Genomic DNA, 21,603 nt, shown 5'->3' with positions numbered 1-21,603 from the left:
GGTGGCTGTGAGAGGTGGCGGGCGGGCGGCGCGAGAGGCAGGGTGGAGGCATGACACGGCTGCTGTCCGCCCTCCTGCTCGCGGCGGGAACGCTGGCCGCCGTCCAGCCCGCCGCGTCGGCCGCCGACTGCCCGCGCGCCGTGGCCGGCGACTTCGACGGCGACGGCGCGGAGGACCTGGCGATCGGCGACCCGCTCGCCGGCCCCGGGGCGGTCCACCTGCTGTCGGGCGACAAGATCGTCCCGCTCGGCGCCCCCGCCCTGGGCGAGGCCGACGGGTACGGCTGGGCCGTACGGCTGGCCGACGTCAACGGCGACCGCTGCGCCGATCTCCTCGTCGGTGCGCCGTACGCGGACGTCGACGGCGTCATCGACGCGGGCGCCGTCTATGTCCTGCACGGCGGAGCGGGCGCCGAGCCGCGCAGGCTCGTCGCCCCCCAGCCCCAGCAGGAGGCGCACTTCGGCTGGTCGATCGCCGCCAAGGGGACGCTGATCGCGATCGGCGCGCCCTACGAGGACGAGGCGAACGCCCCCGACCAGGGCGCGGTGTACGTCGGCGACGGCGTCGACCGGCTGCGCCGCTACAGCCAGGAGACGACCGGCATCCCGGGCAACGGGGAGCAGGGCGACCAGTTCGGCTGGGCCCTGGCGTTCGGGCCGGGCAACAAGCTCGTGGTCGGCGTGCCGTACGAGAACGACGACGGCGGCGGCAGGCAGATCGACCAGGGCAAGCTCGACTCCGGGTCGATGACGGTGCTGGAGGACGTGACCGCGGCCCAGGTGACCGCCACCAAGTGGGAGCCGCAGGGCCTGAACCAGGGCGACAGGTTCGGCTACGCCGTGGCGTACTCGGACAGGGCCGGGCTGGCGGTCAGCGCGCCGCGGGCCGGGTTCGTCCAGCTGTTCGACCAGCAGCTGAAGGCGAGCAGGAGGATCGAGGAGACGTCCGCGGTGTCGCTGGCCGCCTCCTCCGACGGCAGGCTCGCCATCGGTCTCGCCGGGACCGGCACGGTCCGGGTGGTCGGGCCGGACGAGGACCGCACGCTGGAGCCCGCCGCGCCCGAGGCCCGGCAGGGCGCCGCCGTCGCCTTCGCCGGCAACCGGCTCGTCGTCGGTGCCCCGGACCGCGGGCCGTACGGCGCGATCTCGGTGCTGGGGCGGAACGCCGACCGGCTGGAGCCCCTGCAGCCCGCCCGCGGCGCGGACTTCGGCTCCTCGCTGTCCTGAAGAGGCTGTCCTGAAGAGGCTGTCCTGATGACGGAAGAGCTCACCATCCGCCGAAGGCTCGCACGCCGTTGGCGCCGACCGCCTCGCACACCCGCTCCTCCGGCACGCCCTTGACCTCGGCCAGGCAGCGCACGACGAGCGGGATCAGGTAGGGCGCGTTGGGCTTGCCGCGGTGCGGGACCGGCGGCAGGTACGGCGCGTCGGTCTCCACGAGGATGAGCTCCAGCGGCGCCACGGCGGCGGCCTCGCGCAGGTAGCCGGCGTTCTTGTAGGTCACCGGGCCGGAGAAGGACATGAAGTAGCCGGCGTCGGCGCACTGCTTGGCCATCTCCGCGTCACCCGAGAAACTGTGGAAGATCACGACCTCGGGCGGTCCTTCCTGCCTGAGCACGGCCAGCACGTCGTCGTGCGCCTCCCGGTCGTGGATGACCAGCGCCTTCCCGGTGCGCTTGGCGATCTCGACGTGCGCGCGGAAGCTCGCGTGCTGGTCCTCCCTGCGCGCCCAGTCCCGGTAGTAGTCCAGCCCGGTCTCCCCCACCGCCCGGACCTTCTCCAGGCGCGCCAGCTCCTCGATCTCCGCCAGCGCCTCCGGCGTGGCCGCGTGCGCCTCGTTCGGGTGGATCGCGACGCCCGCGTAGACGTCCTCGTGGGCCCCGGCGAGCTCGGCGTTCCACCGCGAGGAGGGCAGGTCGTACCCGATGGTGACGAGCCGGGTCACGCCCACGGCCTTGGCCTCGGCCAGGATGCCGTCCACGGTGGCCGACGCGGCCTGCGCCGCCTGGGCGACCGGGTCGCCGGAGGACGCCTGCCGGGAGCCGACCATGATGTCCAGGTGGCAGTGGCTGTCGAAGACCTCGCCGGCCAGCGGCTCCGGCGGGGCGGGTAGCGATCTCACGTGCCCAATCTAGCGTCGGTCAACCAAGGTTGACGAATCGCGGCGCGTCAATATAGGTTGACGACCATGCGATGGACCAGACGGACGGTCACCACGGGCTCGGTACGGCTGGCGGTGCGGGACTCCGGCACGGACAAACCGCCCGCGGTTCTCATCCACGGGCTCGCCACGCCGCAGCGATCGTGGGACCGGCTCGCTCCGCTCCTCGCCTCCGGCTACCGCGTCGTCACCTTCGACCTGCGCGGGCACGGCAGGTCCTCGGCCGCGGAAAGCTGCGCCTTCGCCGACGACGTCCGCGCCGTCATGGACGCCCTCCACGTCGAGCGTCCCCTCCTGGTCGGCCACTCCCTCGGCGCCCTCCTCGCTCTCCAGGCGGCCACGGAGCGCGAGTGCCGCGCGGTCGTCGCCGTGGACGGCGGCCTGCGGCTCGAACGGCCACGCGAGCTGGCCGGCCACATCAGGGCGTTCGCCGACGCCCTAGGGTGAGGTGCATGCGTTTCGGCATCCTCGGCTCCACCCGGGCCTGGAGCGACGACGGCGCCGAGATCCCGCTGGGCGGCCCGGCCCGCCGCGCGCTGCTCGCCCTGCTCCTGGCCCGCGCGGGCGAGCCGGTGAGCCCCGGCGAGCTGATGGAGGAGCTCGGCACCACCGCGCACCGCCTGCAGTCCCAGATCTCGCGGCTGCGCCAGGTCGTGGAGATCGCCATGGAGCCCGGCGGCTACCGGCTCGCCGCCCGGCCGGACCACGTCGACGCCCATCGCTTCCTGCGCCTGGCCGCCGAAGGCCGGTGCGCGCTCGACGAGGGAGACGCCGAGCGCGCCGCGACACTGCTGCGCGAGGCCCTGGACCTGTGGCGCGGCCCGGCCATGGCGGACGTCGGCTCTCCCCAGAGCTTCGCCGCCCACCTGGAGGAACGCCGCCTGGAAGCGCTCGCCGACCGGATCGAGGCCGACCTGCGCCGCGACTAGCGCACCGGGCTGGTGGCCGAGCTCGCCGAGCTGGCCGGCCGCCACCCGCTGCGCGAGCGGTTTCGCCTGCTCCAGATGCGTGCCCTGCGCGCCGAGGGCAGGCAGGCCGAAGCCCTTCTCGCCTTCGAGCAGACCCGCCGGCTGCTCGCCGGCGAGCTCGGCGCCGACCCCTCGCCCGAGCTCGCCGCGCTGCACGAGGCGATCCTGCGCGGCACCGAGGCACCCCGGCTGACCAGCCTCATCGGCCGCGACGGCGACCTGGCCTCGGTGCGGGAGCTGCTGCGCACGGCCCGGCTGGTGACGCTGCTCGGCCCGGGCGGCGTGGGCAAGACCCGCCTGGCCACCGAGGCGGCGCCCGGCGCTCGTCTGGTCGAGCTCGCCCCGCTCCACGACCCCGTCGAGCTGCCCAGGTACGTGCTCACCTCCCTCGGCCTGCGCGAGGGCAACCGCCCAGGCGTGGCGCACGACCCGCTGGACCGCCTGGCCGCCGCGCTGACCGACGAGGTCCTGCTGCTCGACAACTGCGAGCACCTCGTCGACGCCGTCGCCAGGCTCGCCGAAGCCCTCCTCACCCGCTGCCCCGGCCTGCGCGTTCTCGCCACCAGCCGCGAGCCGCTCGGCATCACCCCCGAACACCTGTGGCCGGTGCGCCCCCTGCCGCCCGCGCAGGCCGCCCGCCTCTTCACCGACCGCGCGAAAGCCGTACGGCCCGATTTCACACCCGGCGAGGCCGTCGAGCGGATCTGCGCCGCGCTCGACGGGCTGCCGCTGGCCATCGAGCTGGCCGCCGCCCGCATGCGCACCCACGAGCTGGCCGACCTGGAGGCGGGCCTGGCCGACCGCTTCCGCCTGCTGTCGCGCGGCAGCCGTACGGCACAGCCGCGCCACCAGACGCTGCGCGCGGTCGTGGACTGGAGCTGGGCCCTGCTGAGCGAGGAGGAGCGGCTCATGGCCGCCCGGCTGACGGTCTTCGCCGGCTCGGCCGACGCGCGGGCCGCCGAGCGCGTGTGCGGCGTCCCGGCCGAGGTGCTGGACTCGCTCGCCGACAAGTCGCTGGTCGAGGTGCACCGCGGGCGCTACCGCATGCTGGAGACCGTCCGCGCCTTCTGCGCCGAGCAGCTGGCCGGCCCCGACGAGGTACGGCAGGCGCACGCCGCCTTCTTCCTGGACCTGGCGCTGCGCGGCGACCGGGGGCTGCGCGGCCCCGACCAGCTGGCGTGGCTGGAGACCCTCAGCGCGGAGCACGACAACCTCATGGCCGCGCTCGGCTGGGCGGCCGGCACCGGGCGGACGCGCCTGGGCTACGAGCTGGTCGCGGCGCTCGCGTTCTACCTGTGGATACGCGGGCTGCGCGGCTCCGCCGTCCCGCACGCGGCCGCCCTGCTGGCGCGGACCCGGCCCGGCGAGGAGACCAGCGACGGCTACGTGCTGGCCGCCCTCCTCGTCGCCGGCCATCCGGAGTGGGCGCGGCACCGGGCCGCGGTCTCGGCCGCGGCCGCGGCGAGCGACCATCCCTTCGTGACGTTCCTGTGGCCGATGACCACCGGCGGCCGCCCCGACGTCAGCGGGGCGCTCGCGATGCTGGAGCGGGCCCTCGCCGGCTCCGACCCGTGGCGGCGGGCGATGGCCGACCTCATCTTCGGCTACCCGCCCCTGGCGAGCGGCCGGCACGCCGAGGCCGAGCGGCGGTTCACCACGGCCGTGGAGCTGTTCCGGTCGCTGGGCGAGCGCTGGGGCACCGCGCTGGCGATCGACTCGCTGGCCGCGCTGAAGGCCGTCGGCGGCGACACGGCCGGCGCCGCCGCGCTGCTCGACGAGGCGCTCCCCCTGGCCGAACGGCTCGGCGCGGTGGAGGACCTGGCCGACATGCTGTGCAGCCGGGGCGACCACCGGCTCGACGGCGGCGACCCCGCCGCCGCGCTGGCCGACTACGAGCGGGCCGGGGAGCTGGCGCGCAAGGCGGGCCTGCCCTCCTACGCCGCGTGCGCGCTGCGGGGCAGGGCGGACGTGGCGCGGATGACGGGCGACCTGGCGAGCGCGCGGCGGCTGTATGAGGAGGCGCTGGCGGGCCTCGAACCCGGCTGGATGCGCACCATCGGCAACCTGGCCCGCGCGCTCGTGGGCCTAGGCCTGCTGGACCAGGCGGCGGGCGACCGGCCGGGCGCCCGTGCGCGGTTCGTGGAGGCGATGGAGACGGCGGTGGCCGCCGGCGCGCTGACCGAGGCGGCCCGTCCCGTCGAGGCGCTGGCCGGGCTGGAGGAGCCCGAGGCCGCCGCGGCCCTGCTGGGCGCGGCGAGCGTGCTGCGCGGCCGGCCCGTCGACGGCACGGCGGCGCGGGCCCATCCGGCCGCCTACCGGCGGGGCGCCCGCCTCACGCCGAGGCAGGCCCTGCGCCTGGCCGGGCTCACCGACGAGGTCATCGACGCCTCCCCGACGGTGAGCCTGCGGTGAGGGCGCGGTGAGCGCGCCCCGGCAGTCTCGACGGCATGGACATCCTGATCTCCGGCGCCAGCGTCGCCGGCCCGGCCCTGGCGTACTGGCTCAACCGCAACGGACACCGCACCACGATCGTCGAGCGCGCCCCCGCGCTGCGTGAGGGCGGCCACTCCGTGGACTTCCGCGGCCACGCCCACCTGGGCGTCCTGCGCAAGATGGGCATCCTGGAGGAGGTCGAGCGCAACAGCACCCGCATGGGCGCCATGTCGTACGTCAACTCCGAGGGCAGGCCGATCGCCAGGATGCCCGCCGACCTGTTCGCGGGTGACATCGAGATCCAGCGCGGCGACCTCGCGAAGATCCTCTACAACCTCACCAAGGACCGGACCGAGTACGTCTTCGGCGACTCGATCGCCTCGCTCACCCAGGACGCCAACGGCGTGGCGGTCACCTTCGAGCGCACCCCGACCCGGCGCTTCGACCTGGTGATCGGCGCCGACGGCGTGCACTCCAAGGTGCGCTCGCTGGCCTTCGGCCCCGAGGAGCGCTTCGTCACCGGCCTCGGCCTCAACTGCGCGGTCTTCACCACCCGCAACCACCTCGGCCTGGAGTACACCGGCCACCTCTACATGACGCCGAGACGGCTGGCCGGCCTCTACACCACCCGCCACAACACCGAGGCGAAGGCCATGTTCTACTTCCCGGCCGTCGCCTACGACCGGCACGACACCGGCCAGCAGAAGAAGATCATCGCCGAGCAGTACGCCGGAGGGGGCTGGATCCTGGACCGGCTCATCGAGGACCTGTGGGAGGCCGACGACCTGTACTTCGACGCCGTCTGCCAGGTGCGCATGGACAGCTGGTCGAACGGCAGGGTCGCGCTGCTCGGCGACGCCGCCTGGTGCGCCTCCCCGTTGTCGGGCATGGGCACCGGCCTGGCGATGGTGGGCGCCTACGTGCTGGCCGGCGAGCTGGGCCGCGGCGTGGACGGCGCGTTCGAGCGCTACGAGGCCGCCATGCGCGACTACGTGCGCGGCTGCCAGAAGTCGGGCGAAGGGGTGGCCCAGTGGATGGTGCCGAGCAGCAAGTTCGTGGCCTGGCTGCTGCGGGTGAACTACAAGCTGATCCCCTACGCGCCGTGGAAGGGACTGATCGCCAAGGGCGTCAGGAAGACGGCCGAGGCGATCACCCTCCAGGACTACTGACCCTCCAGGCGCGGGAAGAGGATCTCCCCCTTGGTGACGGCCGCCCCGGCCGGGAGCTGCCCCCACCGGCCGGCGTCCAGCACCCGCTGCTCGGCCAGCGGCCCGAGGTGCGGCTCGGCGCCCAGCGACGCCCACAGCTTCGCGCACGTCGTGGGCATCACCGGGTTGAGCAGCACGGCGACGGCCCGCAGCGACTCGGCCGCGGTGTAGAGGATCTCCGCCAGCCTCGCCTGCCCCTCGGGGGAGGCGTCCTTGGCGACCTTCCACGGCTCCTGCTCGCTCAGGTAGCCGTTGACCTGCTTGACGAAGTCGAAGATGCGGCCCAGGCCGCCGGCGAAGTCGAGCTCGTCGCCGATGGCCCGGTCGGCCTCGGCGGCCGTTTCCGCCAGCGCTTGGGCGATGTGGTAGTCGCCTTCGGCGGAGGGCAGCACGCCGCCGAAGTACTTCCCAACCATGGCGGCGACCCGCGAGGCCAGGTTGCCGAAGTCGTTGGCCAGCTCGGAGGTGTAGCGGGCGGTGAAGTCCTCCCACGAGAACGAGCCGTCCTGGCCGAACGGGATGGCGCGCAGGAAGTAGTAGCGGTAGGCGTCGACGCCGAAGTGGTCGGTCAGCTGGTGGGGCGAGATACCGGTGAGGTTGGACTTGCTCATCTTCTCGCCGCCGACCATGAGCCAGCCGTTGGCGAAGACCTTGCCCGGCAGCGGCAGGCCCTGCGCCATCAGCATGGCGGGCCAGATCACCGCGTGGAAGCGCAGGATGTCTTTGCCGACCAGGTGCACGTTGGCGGGCCAGATCCGCTCGAAGCGCTCGGGGTCGGAGCCGTAGCCGACCGCGGTGACGTAGTTGAGCAGCGCGTCGACCCACACGTAGATGACGTGCTTGTCGTCCCACGGGACCGGCACGCCCCAGTCGAAGGTGGAGCGGGAGATCGACAGGTCCTGCAGGCCCTGCTTGACGAACTGCACGACCTCGTTGCGCGCCGAGGCGGGCTGGATGAAGTCGGGGTGGCGCTCGTAGTGCTCCAGCAGGCGCGGGCCGTACTCCGAGAGCTTGAAGAAGTAGTTGTCCTCCTGCAGCCACTCCACCGGGCGCTTGTGGATCGGGCACAGGTCGCCCTCCAGCAGCTCGCCGGGCGTCTTGAACTCCTCGCAGCCCACGCAGTAGGGGCCGGTGTAGCTGCCCTTGTAGATCTCGCCCTTGTCGTAGAGGTCCTGGACGAACTCCTGGACCCGCCGGGTGTGGCGGGGCTCGGTGGTGCGGATGAAGTCGTCGTTGGCGATCTGCAGGTGCTGCCAGAGGGGCTTCCACGCCTCCTCCACCAGCTTGTCGCACCACTCCTGCGGGCTGACGCCGTTGGCCTCGGCGGTGCGCATGACCTTCTGGCCGTGCTCGTCGGTCCCGGTCAGATACCAGACGTCCTCGCCGCGCTGGCGGTGCCAGCGCGTGAGCACGTCGCCCGCCACGGTCGTATACGCGTGCCCCAGGTGGGGCGCGTCGTTGACGTAGTAGATGGGCGTCGAGACGTAGTACGCGGCCATGCGCGAAATCCTATCGGCAGCTCACGCCTTGGAGTCCGCGCGCGTCACGGCTTCGGCGGCCTCCTCGGCGGCCTTGGCGGCCACGTCGACGGCGGTCTCGCGGGTGCGCCGGATGCCGAGGATGCTGACGAACAGCGAGGCGAAGATGGTCTGGAAGCTCATGATGAGCGCGGTGGCGGCGGGCACGACGATGCGCAGCGACTCGCGCGGGTTCAGCTCGCCGAAGCTGCGCACCTGCCAGTGGACCAGCGACATGACCAGGCCGACGATGCCGGCCAGCGCGAGCAGGCCGCCGACCACGAGGCCCTTCTCCAGCGTGACGATGCTGACCAGCTTGCGCACGCGCCTGGACTCGGGCAGGAAGCCCTCCTCGGCGGCGTAGACGTGGGTGAAGACCGCGAACAGCATCGCCTGGAAGCCGATCACCACCGCGGCCGAGGCGCCGACCAGGGTGTCGACGTCGAAGGCCAGCTCGCCGATCTCCACCGGGCCGAACGTCAGCGCGGTGCCCGCCACCAGGCCCAGCGTCATCAGCACCAGGCCCGGGATGAAGAACAGCCACCGCGGGCTGTACAGCAGCAGGAAGCGCAGGTGGCGCCAGCCGTCGCGCCAGGAGCGCAGGTGCGGCGGGCGGGAGCGGCCGTCCGGCGACAGCGTGGTGGGCACCTCCCGCACGTCCAGGCCCTGCAGCGTCGCCTTCACCACCATCTCGGAGGCGAACTCCATGCCGCCGGTCTGCAGGCCCAGCCGCAGGATCGACTCGCGCCGGAAGCCCCGCAGGCCGCAGTGGAAGTCGCCGATCTTGGAGGGGAAGAACAGGCGGCCGATGAAGGACAGCACCGGATTGCCGAGGTAGCGGTGGAGCGGGGGCATGGCCCCGGGGGCGATGCCGCCCTTGAAACGGTTGCCCATCACCAGCTCGGCGCCGTCGCGCAACTGCTCGACGAAGGGCATCAAGGACGTGAAGTCGTAGGAATCGTCGGCGTCGCCCATGATGACGTACTTGCCGCGGGCGGCGCGGATGCCGCCCATCAGGGCGTTGCCGTACCCCTTCTCCTCGACGTGGACCACCCGGGCTCCCGCGTCGCGCGCCAGCTGCTGCGACCCGTCGGTGCTGCCGTTGTCGGCGATCAGCACCTCTCCCTCGATGCCGTGCTCCTTCATGCAGGCCAGGGCCTTGCGTATACAGACTTCGATGGTCTCAGCCTCATTGAGGCACGGCATGACCACGGTCAGTTCCACGTCACATACCCCTCGAGTCACGACTGTTCCAGCACACCATCATGCCCTCTGCCCGGGGATGGTCGGGTCAAGACCACAAAACGCCTGGCATCCTTGATGCATGGTGACCGTCGCGGAGCTCGTTCGCGTGGTGCCCTCCGCACCCGCCAGGCGGGCCTTCCTCAAGGACCACTGGGTCTTCGGCGCCGCCCTCGCCCTGGGCGCGGCGCTGCGCCTGGTCACCATGCTCGGGTACGGCCCGGCGATGTGGTTCAACGACTCCTACCAGTACGTCAGCGTCGCCCTGCACCCGCGCCCCGACCCGATCCGGCCCAGCGGCTACGGCTTCTGGCTGCTGCTGCTCAAACCCTTCCACAGCTTCTCGCTGGTGGTGTTCACCCAGCATCTCATGGGCCTGGCGACCGCCGTCCTGATCTACGTGCTGCTGCGGCGCAGGTTCGGGCTGCCGGGCTGGGGGGCGACGCTCGCGGCCGTGCCGGTGCTCTTCGACGCCTACCAGATCCAGCTCGAGCAGCTGATCATGTCGGACACCATGTTCACCCTGCTGGTGACCGGCGTGGTGACGCTCGTGCTGTGGAAGCGGCGGCTGAGCTGGCGGGCCGGCGCGGTGGTGGGCCTGCTGCTGGCGCTGACCGCGCTCACCCGGTCCATCGGCCTGCCCATCCTGGCCCTGGTGACGGCCTACCTGATCGTCAAGCGCGTCGGCTGGCGGCCGGTCGTGGCCGTGGTCGTCGCGTGCGCGGTGCCGGTGCTGGGCTACATGTCGTGGTTCAAGGCGGCCAACGGCAAGGTCGCGATGACCAACAGCGACGGGCTGATCCTCTACATGCGCACCGCCGTCTTCGCCGACTGCGCCAAGATGCGGATCGACCCGCGCAAGGAGCTCGACATCGCGCTGCTGTGCCTGGACAAGGCCGAGCGCAAGCCGTTCGCGCAGTGGTATCTGTGGGGCGCCGGCCAGGGCCGCAACGACGGCACCGCGCCCGAGGTGCTCCACCGGCTGCCCGGCAAGAAGTTCGACGAGTTCAAGAACGAGATCGCCGGCCGGTTCGCCCAGCGGGCCATCCTGTCCCAGCCGGGCGACTACCTGGCCACGGTGTGGCGCGACTTCATGCGCAGCTTCCACTGGGACCGGCCGAGGTTCCCCGACGCCAAGACCTTCAACGCCTACAACTTCCGCGCCAACCTGCCGCCCGAGCGGCTGCCGACCTGGTCCTCCTACGGAGGGGGACGCGCCGACACCGACGCCTTCATGTACGAGCAGGGCCCGCCGGAGACCAAGATCGTCCACCCGTGGGCCGACGTCATGGAGGGCTACCAGAAGGTGTTCTTCCTGCGCGGCATCATGCTCGGCGCGATCCTGCTCATCGGCCTGTACGGCATCGCCGTACGCTGGCGCACGCTCGGCGGCCCGGTGCTGCTGCCCTGGCTGGCGGCCTTCGGCCTGCTGCTGGCCCCCGCGGCCACGGCGGAGTTCGACTACCGCTACGTGCTGCCCGCCGTACCGCTGGCGTGCCTGGCGGCGGCGATCACGCTGCGCCGGGGCCTCAGACCCACGAGCGCATCAGCATCCGGGCCCACCACTGCGCGTGGCTGATGGTCTGGGCGCTCAGCACCGGCGACAGCCACCAGAAGTTGATGAGGACCACCAGCGCGTAGGCGCCCACGCCCGCCGCGCCCGCCGCGCGCCTGACCGGCGGGGCGTCGCGCCGGCCCAGCGCCAGCCCGGCCATCAGCGTCACCGCCAGCACCATGAACGGCACCACCGGGATCATGTAGAAGAAGTACATGGTCCGGTTGTCGGCCACGGCGTAGTAGATCCACGGCGCCCAGCCGGCCGCGTAGCCCAGCAGCACCGCGCCCGCGCGCCAGTCCCGGTTGGCCACGTACCAGGCGATGAGCCCCACGAGGGCGAACGCCGCGGCGAACCACAGCGCCGGCGTCCCCACCGCCAGCTCCGCCTGGACGCACTTGTCGGCGCCGCAGCTGGACGGCGGCAGGTCGTCGCGCCAGTAGAACGGCAGCGGCCGTTGCAGCAGCGGCCACTGCCACGGCTTGGACATGTAGGTGTGCGTCTCGGTGAGGCTGGTGTGGTAGCCCAGCACCTGCACCTGGTAGCCCAGCCAGGAGCGGAGGGAGTCGAAGACGAAGAACAGCGGGCCCGAGGAGGTGGCCTGCTCCCAGTTGCGCCCCCAGCCCTTGTCGCCGGCGAACCAGCCGGTCCACGAAGCCAGGTAGACCACGGCGGGCGCCACCACCAGCGCGTTGAGCGCGGTGGGGACGTCCCGCAGCCACGTCCCCCGGTACGGCTCCCGCAGCCCGACCGCCTTGCGCGCCCCGGCGTCCCACAGCAGGGTCAGCACGGCGAAGGCGAGGAGGAAGAAGACGCCTGACCATTTGACGGCGCAGGCGGCGCCCAGGCACAGGCCGGCGGCCAGGCGCCAGGGGCGGATGCCCAGCCAGGGGCCCTCGGGGGTGAGGGGGGCGGTCTCATACCAGTCCACCAGCCGCCCGCGGGCCTTGTCGCGGTCGACCACCAGGCAGGCGAAGCCGGCCAGCACCCAGAACATCAAGAAGATGTCCAGCAGCGCGGTGCGTGAGAGCACGAAGTGCAGGCCGTCCAGGGCCAGCAGCAGCCCGGCGAAGCAGCCCAGCAGGGTGGAGCGGGTCATCCGCCGGGCCACCCGGGCCAGGATCAGGATGGACAGCGTGCCGATCACCGCCGCGGCGATGCGCCAGCCGAAGGGGTTCATCCCGAACAGCCACTCCCCCACCCCGATCATCCACTTGCCCAACGGCGGATGGGCCACATAGGAGGCGCACTGCTCGACGGTGTCGCACCGCTCCCAGATGTCGAGGTTTCCGGCGATGAGCATGCGGTCGGCGATCGGGTCCTTGGCGTCGCCCAGCGTCTCCCGCTCCACCCCGAAGGTGATCAGCGAGTAGGCGTCCTTGGCGTAGTAGGTCTCGTCGAAGACCACGGCCCTGGGATGCCCGAGGTCGATGAAGCGCAGCACCCCGCCCAGGACGGCCACGAACACCGGCCCGAGCCATCCCCACAGCGGGCCTTCCTGCATCGGGGGCACCAACCGGTGAATCGCGGACACGTGGGCACCCTAAGGGGCAACGGATCTTCTGTGAACCGCGTCGTAGAGCTCGCGTCTGGGGATCCCCGAGGCCTTGGCCACGTCGGCGACGGCCTGCTTGCTCGGGGTTCCGGCGGCGACGAGCCGGTCGACCTCGGCGACGGCGTCCTCGATCGAGCCCTTGCCCGGCACGTGCCCGGCGACCACGACGGTGATCTCGCCCTTGACGCCGCCCTCGGCCCAGCCGGCCAGCTCGGCCAGGCCGCCGCGCCGTACCTCCTCGTAGGTCTTGGTCAGCTCCCGGCACACGGCGGCGCGCCGGTCGGGCCCGAAGGCCTCGGCCATGGCCGCCAGCGACTCGGCCAGCCGGTGGGGCGCCTCGAAGAACACCATCGTGCGCGGCTCGGCCGCCAGCTCGGCCAGCCGCCTGGCCCGCTCGCCCGGCTTGCGCGGCGGGAAGCCCTCGAAGCAGAAGCGGTCGCTGGGCAGGCCCGAGACGGCCAGCGCGGTGGTCACGGCGCTCGGGCCCGGCACGGCGGTGACGGTGATGCCCGCCTCCACGGCCAGGCTGGTCAGCCGGTAGCCCGGGTCGGAGACGCCCGGCATGCCCGCGTCGGTGATGACCACCACGGTGGCGCCCTCGGCCATCGCCGCCAGCAGCTCCGGCGCCCGCGCCGCCTCGTTGGCGTCGTAGTAGGACACGATCCGGCCGCCGATCTCCACGCCCAGGTCGAGGGCCAGCCTGCGCAGCCGCCGGGTGTCCTCGGCGGCCACGACGTCGGCCCGGGCCAGCGCCTCGCGCAGCCGCGGCGAGACGTCGCCCGCCTGTCCGATGGGCGCCCCGGCCAACACCAGCATGCCTTGTCGTGTCACCTGACCATTCTGACGGTGTTTGGTGGGTAGGCACCGTACGATGTCCGAATGGCGGTGACCGACTACTCAGGCGTCAAGGAGTCCAGCCCGCGCCCCGTGTCCGTGCGCGACCGGCTGGTGCCGCCCATGCGTGGCGGCGCGCTGTGGGGATGGCTCGGGCCACTGTTCGTGGCGGTCCTGGGCGGGGTGCTGCGCTTCCACAATCTGGGGCACCCCAAGGCGGTGATCTTCGATGAGACCTACTACGCCAAGGACGCCTACTCGCTGATCCGCTGGCTGGCCGAGCGCACCTACATCCAGGACGCCGACAAGGCGATCCTGGCCGGCAACACCGATGTCTTCCAGAAGTGCGCCGCGGTCGACCAGTGCGCCTCCTACGTCGTCCACCCGCCGTTGGGCAAGTGGATGATCGGGGTGGGGGAGTGGCTGTTCGGGATGAACCCCTTCGGCTGGCGCATCGCCGCGGCGGTGATCGGCACGCTGTCCATCCTGATCCTGGCCCGGGTGGCCCGGCGGATGACCCGCTCCACCCTGCTGGGCTGCTTCGCCGGGCTGCTGCTGGCCCTGGACGGCCTGCACTTCGTGCTCTCACGCACCGCGCTGCTGGACATCTTCTTGATGTTCTGGGTGCTGGCCGGCTTCGCCTGCCTGGTGGTCGACCGCGACAAGGCCCGCGGGCGGCTGGTGGACTGGTATGAGACCGCCCCCCTCACCCCCGAGGGCCCCTGGCTGGGCATCCGCCCCTGGCGCCTGGCCGCCGGACTGTGCCTGGGCGCCGCCTGCGCCGTCAAATGGTCAGGCGTCTTCTTCTTCGTCTTCTTCATCATGTCCTGGCTGTGGGACGCGGGCGCGCGCAAGGCCCTGGGGCTGCGCTCGCCGTACACCGGATGGATCACCAAGGACGTCCCGACCGGCCTGGTCGCGGCCGTGGCCGTGCCCGCCCTGACCTACGTGGCCTCCTGGACCGGCTGGTTCGCCGGCGACAAGGGCTGGGGCCGGGAGTGGCAGCAGGCCACCGCCGACGGGCCGCTGCTGTTCGTCGTCCGCTCGATCGGCGCGTGGGTGCGCTACCACCTCCAGGTGCTGGGCTTCCACGCCGACCTGACCAGCTCGCACCCCTACCAGTCCGAACCGTGGTCCTGGCCGCTGCTGCTGCGCCCGGTGGCCTTCCACTACGAGGGCAAGCAGGACGTCTGCGGGGCCAAGGACTGCTCGGAGGCCGTGCTCGGGGTCGGCACGCCGGTCATCTGGTACGGCGCGCTGCTGGCGTTGATCGCGCTGATCGCCTGGTACGTCGCCACCCGCGACTGGCGCGCGGGCGCGGTGCTGCTGGGCTACGCGGCCGGCTGGCTGCCGTGGTTCTACTTCGCCGTCAAGGACGACAGGACGATGTTCCTGTTCTACGCGGTCCCCATGGTGCCGTTCATGGTCCTGGCGCTCACGCTGTGCGCGGGGCTGCTCATCGGCCCGGCGGGGGCGTCGCCGACCAGGCGCACGGTGGGCGCCGCCGCCGTCGGCTCGTTCGCGCTGCTCGCGCTGATCAACCTCTGGTGGCTGCACCCGATCCTGACGGCCGAGGTGATCCCCTACACCGAGTGGAAGGCCCGCATGTTGCTGGACAAGCGCTGGATCTGACCCCGGAGAAGGGATTCCCTAGGGTAGGTGCCGTGCAGGACCCCAGACGCACTCGATTCGGTCATCGTCACGGCCGCGGCCGATACGGCAGACTTCGTGGCATGCCCGCACCTGACGTCGCCGCGCTGCTGCTCCAGCTCGACGCCGACCTCGCCGACGACGCCAGGACGGCCGCGGAGTGGCTGACCGGCGACGAGCCGCTGGAGTCGGTGACCCAGCTGGACGTCTGCGAGTTCCTGTGGTGCACGCTGCCGCTCAAGGTCGACGGCGACCCGGTACGGCTGGCGCGGGCCCTGGGCGCGCTGCTGCGGCTGGGCGGGCTCGACCGCTATGCGGCGCTGTGCGAGTCGGCGACGACCAGGCGGATCCTGCGCGTCTACGCGCAGCACGGCGAGGAGGCCGGCACCGCCGCCTACCAGGAGGCGCTGGCGGCCGCCGGGGTGCTCCCGCCGGACGTGCCCGAGCTGAGCTGGAGCATGATCATGGGCCCGGAGGAGCGCGGCGCGCAGGCGGCCTGCGCCGCGGCACTGGAGCTGGCGATGCTGTCGGGCCAGCCGGTGGACCGGGTCGCGCTCACCCGCTCCTGGCTCACGCTGCCGCGTGCCGAGCTGGGCGGCGACAGCTGGCTGCACCGCGTCCACGGCGAGCGGCTCAACCGGTGGGTGCTGGGCCGCGGCGAGGCGCGCAGGGAGCTGGCCCAGCCGTTCGAGCTGCGCCTGCACGCGCCGGTGCCGCCGCAGCCCCTGCCCGGGAGCGGTCCCGTGGAGCAGCGGTGGGAGGCGGTGACCCGCTCGCTGCTCGTCACCGACGCCGACGAGGCGGCGCTGCTGCTGCTGGCCGACGGCGCCTCCTACGCGCTCGCGGACCTGCGTGCCCGGGTGGAGGAGGTGGCGGGGAACTCGGAGTCGCTGGCCGCCCTGCTCGACCGGCTGGCCGCGTTCGGGCTGCGCTCCACCGATCCGGTACGGCTCACGCCCACCGGCCGGCTGGCCGCGCTCGCCGCCCTCCGGGCCCACGCGCTGCGCCCCCGCGTCTACGTCAACCCGCGCTGACCCAGCCGGCGACAGCGGCTCGGCTCAGATCGGCGACTTGTAGATGATCTTCCACGAGCCGCCGTACCGGCACGAGGCCGAGGGGGCCGACGCCTTGGGCTCGGCGCACACCTTCAGCCCGACCTGGTAGACGTCGTGGTAGACGAACGTGAACTTCTTCGGCTTGTCGTAGGAGCAGTTCCGCACCTGGCGCTGCTTGAACTCGTAGTTCTTGCCGACCTTGATCGCGAACTCCATGAGGACCCAGCCGCACTTCTTGTCCGACTTGGTGCGGTCGGCGAGGACGCCCTTGATGGTCACGGTGTCGGCGGTGGGCATGACCTCGTGGTCCTCACCCACCGCCTTGAGCGTGCCCTTGACCACGGCGGCGCCGCCGGAGGCCCGGTAGGGGCCCCACGGGGAGTCCGCCGTCGCCGCGTGGGCCGCGAGGGGCGTGGCCGCGAGGGTGACGAGGGCCGCCGCGGCGCCCAGCATGGCCGGTATCTTCATCTTCCGCTCCTTCGGTGGGTGCATGCACCGAGTCTGCCGACGCCGCTTGCGGGGGACTTGAACCTCGCCTGCCTTCTAGGCGCTTCGGCCGGCGTGGTGCCGGACGCCGGACCGCAGGGCCGCGGCGGCGAGAAGGACCACCACGGTCAGGTCGAGGGCCATCCTGGCCAGGTCGAGGGTGAGCCACAGGCCGACCTGGGAGGGCGGCACGGCGCCCGTGGCCTCGGTCCAGCTCAGGACGGTCGGGGCGAAGTAGAGGTAGGTCGCCAGGCGCTGGAGGTAGTACACCGTGGCGGCGGCCAGGACCAGCCGCCACTGGCGGGCACGGCGCCACGACAGGGCGAGGGCGGCGGGGACGAGCACCCATTCGGCCAGGGGGTTGACCGCCATGTACAGGCCGGTCGCGCCGCCGGAGGCCGGAGAGCGCATCAGGCCCAGGTACGCCTCGGGCGAGGGGTACATCAGGTGCTGGGCCAGCCCGGCGCCGAAGGTCAGCATGACCGCCAGCGCCGCGGCGAGGGCGGTGGCGTCGGCGATCGCGGGGACGCGGTCACGCAGGCGCGCGATTCCGGTCCCGAGCAAGACGGCCAGGCCCGTCCATACCAGGCCCCCGGCGGCTCCGGCCAGGACGAAGGCCGGCGAGGAGGCGGCCAGGCCGCCCAGCGCGCCGAGCCCGGCGGCGAGGGGGGCGATGAGCAGGGCGAGCTTCAGGCGGTTGGGCGTCGTGGGGGCAAGCGTGGTCATGGCGATTCCTCTCGGATGTCATGTATCTTGATGTTCAAGATACACATTTATCTTGATGGTCGAGAGGATTGAATGTCAAGGGAATCTTGGGAACGGCTCCGCCAGGCCGTCGCCGACGAGATGCAGGCGATGCAGGCGGCCGTGGACGCCTACGACGAGGCGGCGGCGTCGGTGCTCGGCGTCAACCGCACGGACCTGCGATGCATCGAGCTGCTCAACCAGCACGAGGCGCTGACCCCGAGCCGCCTGGGGTCGGAGCTGGGACTCACCACGGGCAGCGTCACCGCGATGCTCGACCGGCTGGAGCGCATGGGCTACCTGACCCGCTCCCCCGACCCGACGGACCGCCGCAAGGTCCTGGTCCACATCACCGACACCGCGCGCGAGCGCAGCTGGCAGCTGTACGGGCCGTTCGTCACCGAGGGCGAGGCGCTCATGAAGGACTACAGCAGCGAGGACCTCGAGCTGCTGGCGGGGTTCCTGCGCCGGTCACGGGAGCTGTACGAGCGGCAGCTGGCGCGGGCACTGGAGATGCGTCCGTAAGCGTCGGCGTACAGCGGCGCCTTGCGGGGCCGTTCCGCCGGTGGAGCGGCCTCGGCACTCCACCTGATGCTCCCTGGAACGGCCCGGCTCAGCCGAGCAGCCGGTCGTCCAGGTGGGCGCCGTAGAACTCGACCTGACGCGCCATGATCTCGCGCATCGGCGTGCCGCGTGCCACGCCGTACACCGTGCCAGGAAAGTCCAGCCCGCGCTGGACCTCCCAGAGCTCCTCGTGGCGGTCGGGCGAGAACAGCTCCGCCGGGTCTCCGGCCGCGATCCATCCGATCGGCACCACCGTCTGCGGGGCGAGCCTGGAGTTGACGTGCAGGACGCTGTTGATCCGCAGCTCCGACCGGGTGCCCGCGACCGCGCCGGGGAAGACCGAGACGCCCGTGGCGAGGAACACCTCGCCCTCGATCGTCGCGCCGTTCACGTGGGCGTGCGGTCCCACCAGCACCGCGTCCCCGATCACCGCCGGGTGGTCGGCGCGCCCGCGCACCAGGGCGTTCTCCATGACCACGACGTCCGCCCCGACGCGCACCTCCCCGTTCTCGGCGGTCAGCACGGCGCCGTGGAGGACGCGGGCGCGTTCGCCGAGGACGACGGCGCCGCAGACGACCGCGGAGGGGGCCACGTAGGCCGATTCGGGGATGATTGGCCGCTTACCGCGATGTTCGATCACCATTCGCCGAGGCTAACGCGGGGCGGCAGGGCCGTGGCCATGCCCGGCGATCGCAAGTCCTCCGATCATCCGGACGGGAACCGTCCGGATCGAGCTCTACGGTGGCGCCATGACCGACAGCGACACCCCGTGGGAACCGCCCATCGCCGGCACCGAGGTCGAACACCTCGTCGGTGCGCTCGACCGCCTTCGCACGACGTTCCGGTGGAAGGCCGACGACCTGGACGCGGCCGGACTGCAGACCCGCGTCGGCGCCTCCTCGCTGACGCTCGGCGGCCTGCTCAAGCACCTGGCCGTCGTGGAGGACTACACCTTCACCGTCAAGATGCGCGGGGAGCCTATGGGCGCGCCCTGGGACTCCTTCGGCCAGGTCACCGACGACGAGGACTGGCCGTTCACCTCCGCCGCCGATGACGCCCCCGAGCAGCTGTACGCGCTATGGGACGGCGCCGTCGAGCGGTCACGCGCACGGCTCGGGGCCGCCCTGGCAGACGGCGGGCTCGACCAGCTCGTCCACGTCTCGTGGCCGGACGGCCGACGTGCCAGCCTGCGCCGGCTGGTCTGCGACCTGATCGAGGAGTACGGCCGGCACACCGGGCATGCCGACCTGCTCCGCGAGGCGGTGGACGGGCGGGTGGGCGAGGACCCTCCTCCTGGATGGCGTGCGAGGTCTCACGCCTGAGCGAGTGACGGCCGGGGAGCATCTCGGGATGTGCCTTCAGCGCGTGGCATCTGTGACCGCGTGTGCCGGCGTACGTCCTGGCCCTGCTCGATCTCTGTCCGCCCCAATAGCCACGCAGAAGATCAAAAAGGCCGGTCCCGGACCAGGAACCGTCCTTTGACCTTGTGGGGCGTTCACGAGTGGGGTTGGCCTGGGGTTGAGGAGATCGCCTCCCCGGCCGGCCATGATCGCTTCTTTGGCTTCAGGTACTTCTTCACCGTGTGGCGTCGGCCGTGTTCACCGTTACACACGGGTGCTCTTGGTCCAACCACTGGCTGGTCAGTTTTGCTCCTGTGGTCTGGTCGACGAGTGCCAGCCAGGCCGCTCTCCAGTCGTAGTCGTCGCCGCGTTCTTCGAACTCGACGAAGAAGTCCTCCATCGCCTCCAGCTCTGGCCATCGGCTGATGCCGGGGTAGTGTTCCGGGCTGCCGGGAAAGAGCGCGTCGATCGTCAGGACGAGCTCGCCGTCGGCGGCGAAGCTCAGCCGGTTGACGGCATTGACGTTCCACCAGGCGCTGTAGACGCGGGCTTCCCGGCTGAGCCGCCGGAGCACGGCGGGGCTGGCGCCGAGGTAGTCGTATTCGAAGATGACGGTGGCCGAGTCGTACCAGTCGATGAGGACGGGATAGTCCCCTCCGTTGAGGAAGTGCCAGAGGTCGCCGAGGGACGCCGCGGCGTGGAGACGATGCGAGGCGTCTCCGCTGAGGCGGGCGGTGATCTGGTCGAGGGAGAGTGCCGTTCCGTTGTCGGGGACGACCACTGTCCAGCACATGGCCACGTCCAGCGCGCGGGTGCGGATGAGCTGCCGGTAGTGCTCGCGCAGGTCGACGGTCCGCGGCTGTTCAGCGTTCACGCAGGCTCCCTTTGATCGGCGCCGGACCCGGACGCCTACAACCTCACCGGTGCCGGCTGGAGTCCCCACGCAATCTAGCCGCCGTGGCTGACATCTCCTCAGCCGCCGGTCTGACATCACCCGAGCGTTCCCAGGGATCCGCTCCACGGGCCCGAACCCGCACGAACACCACCCGGAACCCCCTGAAACGACAAAATCCCGCCTGATCACCACGATCAGCCGGGATCCCGTCAACTCCTGGCCAGCCACCGCACCGTGCCCCCACTCCCTGGCCAGTGGGTCACCTGGAGAGCTCATCTGTAGGCGGCGAAGAACTCCCGAACGTCGGCGAGCAGCAGATCGGGAGCCTCCATCGCGGCGAAGTGGCCGCCACGGTCGAAGTCGGACCAGCGCACGACGTTGTTGACCTTCTCCTCGTCCCGGCGCAGCGCGATGTCCTGGATGGTGAACAGCGCGATCGCCATCGGCACGTCGCAGGTCGCCTGCTCCTCCCATGCCTGGCCGTCCTCGTAGTAGAGGGCGGCCGACGAGCCCGCCGTACCGGTCAGCCAGTAGATCGTCACGTCGGTGAGCAGCAGGTCGCGGTCGATCGCCTCGTGCGGGAGCTCCTTGGCCAAGTCGGTCATGTCCCTGATCTTGTCGACGATCCAGGCGAGCTGGCCGACGGGGGAATCGGTCAGCGCGTAGGCGAGGGTCTGCGGGCGGGTGGACTGGATGGCGATGTAGCCACCCGCTTCGTTCATGAACTCCCGCATCCGCCGTACCCTGGCCCGCTCGCGCTCGGTGAGCGTGGGGTCGTCCTCGGCCGCGCTGGGGTAGGTGGTGCCGCCGTTGACGTGCACCGCGACGACGTTCTCCGGAGCGATCAGGGCCAGCGCGCGCGTGATGCCGCTGCCGAAGTCACCGCCCTGGGCGCCGTAGCGGTCGTAGCCGAGCCTGCGCATGAGCTCGGCCCAGGCGCCGGCGATGCGCCGGGTCGTCCAGCCGGGCTCGCGGGTCGGCCCGGAGAAACCGAAACCCGGGATCGAGGGGATGACCAGGTGGAAGTCCTGCGAGAGCGGCTCGATCAGGTCGAGGAACTCCACGATCGAGCCGGGCCAGCCGTGGGTGAGGATCAGCGGCAGGGCGTCGGGCCTGCCGGAGCGGACGTGCAGGAAGTGGATGTTCTGCCCGTCGATCTCGGTGGTGAACTGCGGGTAGGCGTTCAGCCTCGCCTCCCAGGCCCGCCAGTCGTAGCCGTCGGCCCAGTAGGCGGCCAGCTCCTTGAGGTAGCCGAGCGGAACCCCGCGGCTCCAGCCCTGGCCGCCGACCTCGCTGGGCCAGCGGGTACGGCTGAGCCGGTCGCGCAGGTCGTCGAGCTCGGCCTGGGGGATATCGATGTGGAAGAGGCGAATCTCGTTGCTCATGAAAAGACTCTA

At 71.9% G+C, this 21,603-nt stretch carries 19 protein-coding genes and 1 pseudogene; 10 read left to right on the top strand and 10 right to left on the bottom strand.

Annotated features, from left to right (window positions below):
• Positions 1-50: 50 nt before the first annotated feature.
• Positions 51-1,226: an FG-GAP-like repeat-containing protein gene (locus BSB02_RS04420; RefSeq protein ID WP_084957070.1), complete on the top strand. Its 1,176-nt coding sequence runs from the start codon at positions 51-53 to the stop codon at positions 1,224-1,226.
• A 40-nt stretch (positions 1,227-1,266) separates the two neighbouring features.
• On the opposite strand, the gene BSB02_RS04415 is transcribed toward BSB02_RS04420, so the two are convergent.
• Complete coding sequence (locus BSB02_RS04415; protein WP_084957068.1) at positions 1,267-2,121, bottom strand: TatD family hydrolase; 855 nt, start codon at positions 2,119-2,121, stop codon at positions 1,267-1,269.
• 66 nt (positions 2,122-2,187) lie between these two features.
• Here BSB02_RS04415 and BSB02_RS04410 point away from each other — a divergent pair, with 66 nt between their 5' ends.
• From BSB02_RS04410 to BSB02_RS04400, 4 genes and pseudogenes are all read left to right on the top strand, one after another.
• The gene (locus BSB02_RS04410) at positions 2,188-2,607 is read left to right on the top strand and encodes an alpha/beta fold hydrolase (protein WP_084957066.1); all 420 of its coding nucleotides are present in this window, start codon (positions 2,188-2,190) and stop codon (positions 2,605-2,607) included.
• 5 nt (positions 2,608-2,612) lie between these two features.
• Positions 2,613-3,284 (top strand): annotated as a pseudogene (locus tag BSB02_RS41950) (AfsR/SARP family transcriptional regulator); the annotation flags it as partial.
• Positions 3,285-3,884: 600 nt separating this feature from the next.
• The gene (locus tag BSB02_RS43270; RefSeq protein WP_338064322.1) at positions 3,885-5,540 is read left to right on the top strand and encodes an ATP-binding protein; all 1,656 of its coding nucleotides are present in this window, start codon (positions 3,885-3,887) and stop codon (positions 5,538-5,540) included.
• A gap of 35 nt (positions 5,541-5,575) precedes the next feature.
• Positions 5,576-6,730, top strand: a complete 1,155-nt coding sequence (locus BSB02_RS04400; protein ID WP_084957064.1) for an FAD-dependent monooxygenase — start codon at positions 5,576-5,578, stop codon at positions 6,728-6,730.
• Here BSB02_RS04400 and metG read toward each other — a convergent pair.
• On the bottom strand, positions 6,724-8,268 hold the full coding sequence (metG, locus tag BSB02_RS04395) for a methionine--tRNA ligase (RefSeq protein WP_084957062.1): 1,545 nt from the start codon (positions 8,266-8,268) through the stop codon (positions 6,724-6,726). The two genes, BSB02_RS04400 and metG, sit on opposite strands and share 7 nt — an antisense overlap.
• A 21-nt stretch (positions 8,269-8,289) precedes the next feature.
• Positions 8,290-9,510 (bottom strand): glycosyltransferase, encoded by a 1,221-nt coding sequence (locus tag BSB02_RS04390; RefSeq protein ID WP_206184505.1) that lies wholly within the window; start codon positions 9,508-9,510, stop codon positions 8,290-8,292.
• A gap of 100 nt (positions 9,511-9,610) precedes the next feature.
• Here BSB02_RS04390 and BSB02_RS04385 point away from each other — a divergent pair, with 100 nt between their 5' ends.
• The gene (locus tag BSB02_RS04385) at positions 9,611-11,107 is read left to right on the top strand and encodes a hypothetical protein (protein ID WP_084957060.1); all 1,497 of its coding nucleotides are present in this window, start codon (positions 9,611-9,613) and stop codon (positions 11,105-11,107) included.
• On the opposite strand, the gene BSB02_RS04380 is transcribed toward BSB02_RS04385, so the two are convergent.
• Together BSB02_RS04380 and rsmI are read right to left on the bottom strand one after the other, a co-directional pair.
• Complete coding sequence (locus tag BSB02_RS04380; RefSeq protein ID WP_338064320.1) at positions 11,058-12,617, bottom strand: dolichyl-phosphate-mannose--protein mannosyltransferase; 1,560 nt, start codon at positions 12,615-12,617, stop codon at positions 11,058-11,060. The two genes, BSB02_RS04385 and BSB02_RS04380, sit on opposite strands and share 50 nt — an antisense overlap.
• A gap of 9 nt (positions 12,618-12,626) precedes the next feature.
• Positions 12,627-13,454: a 16S rRNA (cytidine(1402)-2'-O)-methyltransferase gene (rsmI, locus tag BSB02_RS04375; protein ID WP_084957056.1), complete on the bottom strand. Its 828-nt coding sequence runs from the start codon at positions 13,452-13,454 to the stop codon at positions 12,627-12,629.
• A 63-nt stretch (positions 13,455-13,517) separates the two neighbouring features.
• On the opposite strand from rsmI, the gene BSB02_RS04370 reads away from it, so the two are divergent.
• Both BSB02_RS04370 and BSB02_RS04365 read left to right on the top strand, forming a co-directional pair.
• Entirely contained in the window at positions 13,518-15,104 is a 1,587-nt protein-coding gene (locus BSB02_RS04370) for a dolichyl-phosphate-mannose--protein mannosyltransferase (RefSeq protein WP_084957054.1), read from the top strand.
• A gap of 101 nt (positions 15,105-15,205) precedes the next feature.
• On the top strand, positions 15,206-16,156 hold the full coding sequence (locus BSB02_RS04365; protein ID WP_084957052.1) for a hypothetical protein: 951 nt from the start codon (positions 15,206-15,208) through the stop codon (positions 16,154-16,156).
• A gap of 24 nt (positions 16,157-16,180) precedes the next feature.
• On the opposite strand, the gene BSB02_RS04360 is transcribed toward BSB02_RS04365, so the two are convergent.
• Positions 16,181-16,645, bottom strand: a complete 465-nt coding sequence (locus BSB02_RS04360; protein WP_084957050.1) for a hypothetical protein — start codon at positions 16,643-16,645, stop codon at positions 16,181-16,183.
• A 75-nt stretch (positions 16,646-16,720) separates the two neighbouring features.
• Positions 16,721-17,389 carry a hypothetical protein gene (locus BSB02_RS04355; protein WP_084957048.1) on the bottom strand — a complete coding sequence of 223 codons (669 nt, stop codon included), beginning with the start codon at positions 17,387-17,389 and terminating at the stop codon, positions 16,721-16,723.
• A gap of 72 nt (positions 17,390-17,461) precedes the next feature.
• On the opposite strand from BSB02_RS04355, the gene BSB02_RS04350 reads away from it, so the two are divergent.
• Positions 17,462-17,932 carry a MarR family transcriptional regulator gene (locus BSB02_RS04350; RefSeq protein ID WP_084957046.1) on the top strand — a complete coding sequence of 157 codons (471 nt, stop codon included), beginning with the start codon at positions 17,462-17,464 and terminating at the stop codon, positions 17,930-17,932.
• A gap of 88 nt (positions 17,933-18,020) precedes the next feature.
• Here the strand turns inward: BSB02_RS04350 and BSB02_RS04345 are convergent, their stop codons facing one another.
• On the bottom strand, positions 18,021-18,614 hold the full coding sequence (locus tag BSB02_RS04345) for a gamma carbonic anhydrase family protein (RefSeq protein WP_084957044.1): 594 nt from the start codon (positions 18,612-18,614) through the stop codon (positions 18,021-18,023).
• Between the two features lie 106 nt (positions 18,615-18,720).
• Between BSB02_RS04345 and BSB02_RS04340 the strand changes: the two genes are divergently transcribed.
• Entirely contained in the window at positions 18,721-19,293 is a 573-nt protein-coding gene (locus BSB02_RS04340; RefSeq protein WP_084957042.1) for a mycothiol transferase, read from the top strand.
• A 253-nt stretch (positions 19,294-19,546) separates the two neighbouring features.
• Here the strand turns inward: BSB02_RS04340 and BSB02_RS04335 are convergent, their stop codons facing one another.
• A complete protein-coding gene (locus BSB02_RS04335) occupies positions 19,547-20,185 on the bottom strand; it encodes a DUF6461 domain-containing protein (protein WP_084957040.1) in 639 nt (212 codons plus the stop codon).
• Positions 20,186-20,478: 293 nt separating this feature from the next.
• Positions 20,479-21,591 carry an epoxide hydrolase family protein gene (locus BSB02_RS04330; protein ID WP_084957039.1) on the bottom strand — a complete coding sequence of 371 codons (1,113 nt, stop codon included), beginning with the start codon at positions 21,589-21,591 and terminating at the stop codon, positions 20,479-20,481.
• Positions 21,592-21,603: the final 12 nt, after the last annotated feature.

Source organism: Thermoactinospora rubra (assembly GCF_002093975.1).
GTDB lineage: Bacteria > Actinomycetota > Actinomycetes > Streptosporangiales > Streptosporangiaceae > Nonomuraea > Nonomuraea rubra_A.
This window is presented reverse-complemented; position numbering and strand designations above follow the sequence as displayed.

What these genes read in the sequence shown, in the direction of transcription:
- BSB02_RS04420 (WP_084957070.1), top strand. Translation starts at nt 51, where the DNA reads ATGACACGGCTGCTGTCCGCCCTCCTGCTCGCGGCGGGAACGCTGGCC.
- BSB02_RS04410 (WP_084957066.1), top strand. Translation starts at nt 2,188, where the DNA reads ATGCGATGGACCAGACGGACGGTCACCACGGGCTCGGTACGGCTGGCG.
- BSB02_RS43270 (WP_338064322.1), top strand. Translation starts at nt 3,885, where the DNA reads ATGCGCACCCACGAGCTGGCCGACCTGGAGGCGGGCCTGGCCGACCGC.
- BSB02_RS04400 (WP_084957064.1), top strand. Translation starts at nt 5,576, where the DNA reads ATGGACATCCTGATCTCCGGCGCCAGCGTCGCCGGCCCGGCCCTGGCG.
- metG (WP_084957062.1), bottom strand. Translation starts at nt 8,268, where the DNA reads ATGGCCGCGTACTACGTCTCGACGCCCATCTACTACGTCAACGACGCG.
- BSB02_RS04385 (WP_084957060.1), top strand. Translation starts at nt 9,611, where the DNA reads ATGGTGACCGTCGCGGAGCTCGTTCGCGTGGTGCCCTCCGCACCCGCC.
- rsmI (WP_084957056.1), bottom strand. Translation starts at nt 13,454, where the DNA reads ATGCTGGTGTTGGCCGGGGCGCCCATCGGACAGGCGGGCGACGTCTCG.
- BSB02_RS04370 (WP_084957054.1), top strand. Translation starts at nt 13,518, where the DNA reads ATGGCGGTGACCGACTACTCAGGCGTCAAGGAGTCCAGCCCGCGCCCC.
- BSB02_RS04365 (WP_084957052.1), top strand. Translation starts at nt 15,206, where the DNA reads ATGCCCGCACCTGACGTCGCCGCGCTGCTGCTCCAGCTCGACGCCGAC.
- BSB02_RS04360 (WP_084957050.1), bottom strand. Translation starts at nt 16,645, where the DNA reads ATGAAGATACCGGCCATGCTGGGCGCCGCGGCGGCCCTCGTCACCCTC.
- BSB02_RS04355 (WP_084957048.1), bottom strand. Translation starts at nt 17,389, where the DNA reads ATGACCACGCTTGCCCCCACGACGCCCAACCGCCTGAAGCTCGCCCTG.
- BSB02_RS04350 (WP_084957046.1), top strand. Translation starts at nt 17,462, where the DNA reads ATGTCAAGGGAATCTTGGGAACGGCTCCGCCAGGCCGTCGCCGACGAG.
- BSB02_RS04345 (WP_084957044.1), bottom strand. Translation starts at nt 18,614, where the DNA reads ATGGTGATCGAACATCGCGGTAAGCGGCCAATCATCCCCGAATCGGCC.
- BSB02_RS04340 (WP_084957042.1), top strand. Translation starts at nt 18,721, where the DNA reads ATGACCGACAGCGACACCCCGTGGGAACCGCCCATCGCCGGCACCGAG.
- BSB02_RS04330 (WP_084957039.1), bottom strand. Translation starts at nt 21,591, where the DNA reads ATGAGCAACGAGATTCGCCTCTTCCACATCGATATCCCCCAGGCCGAG.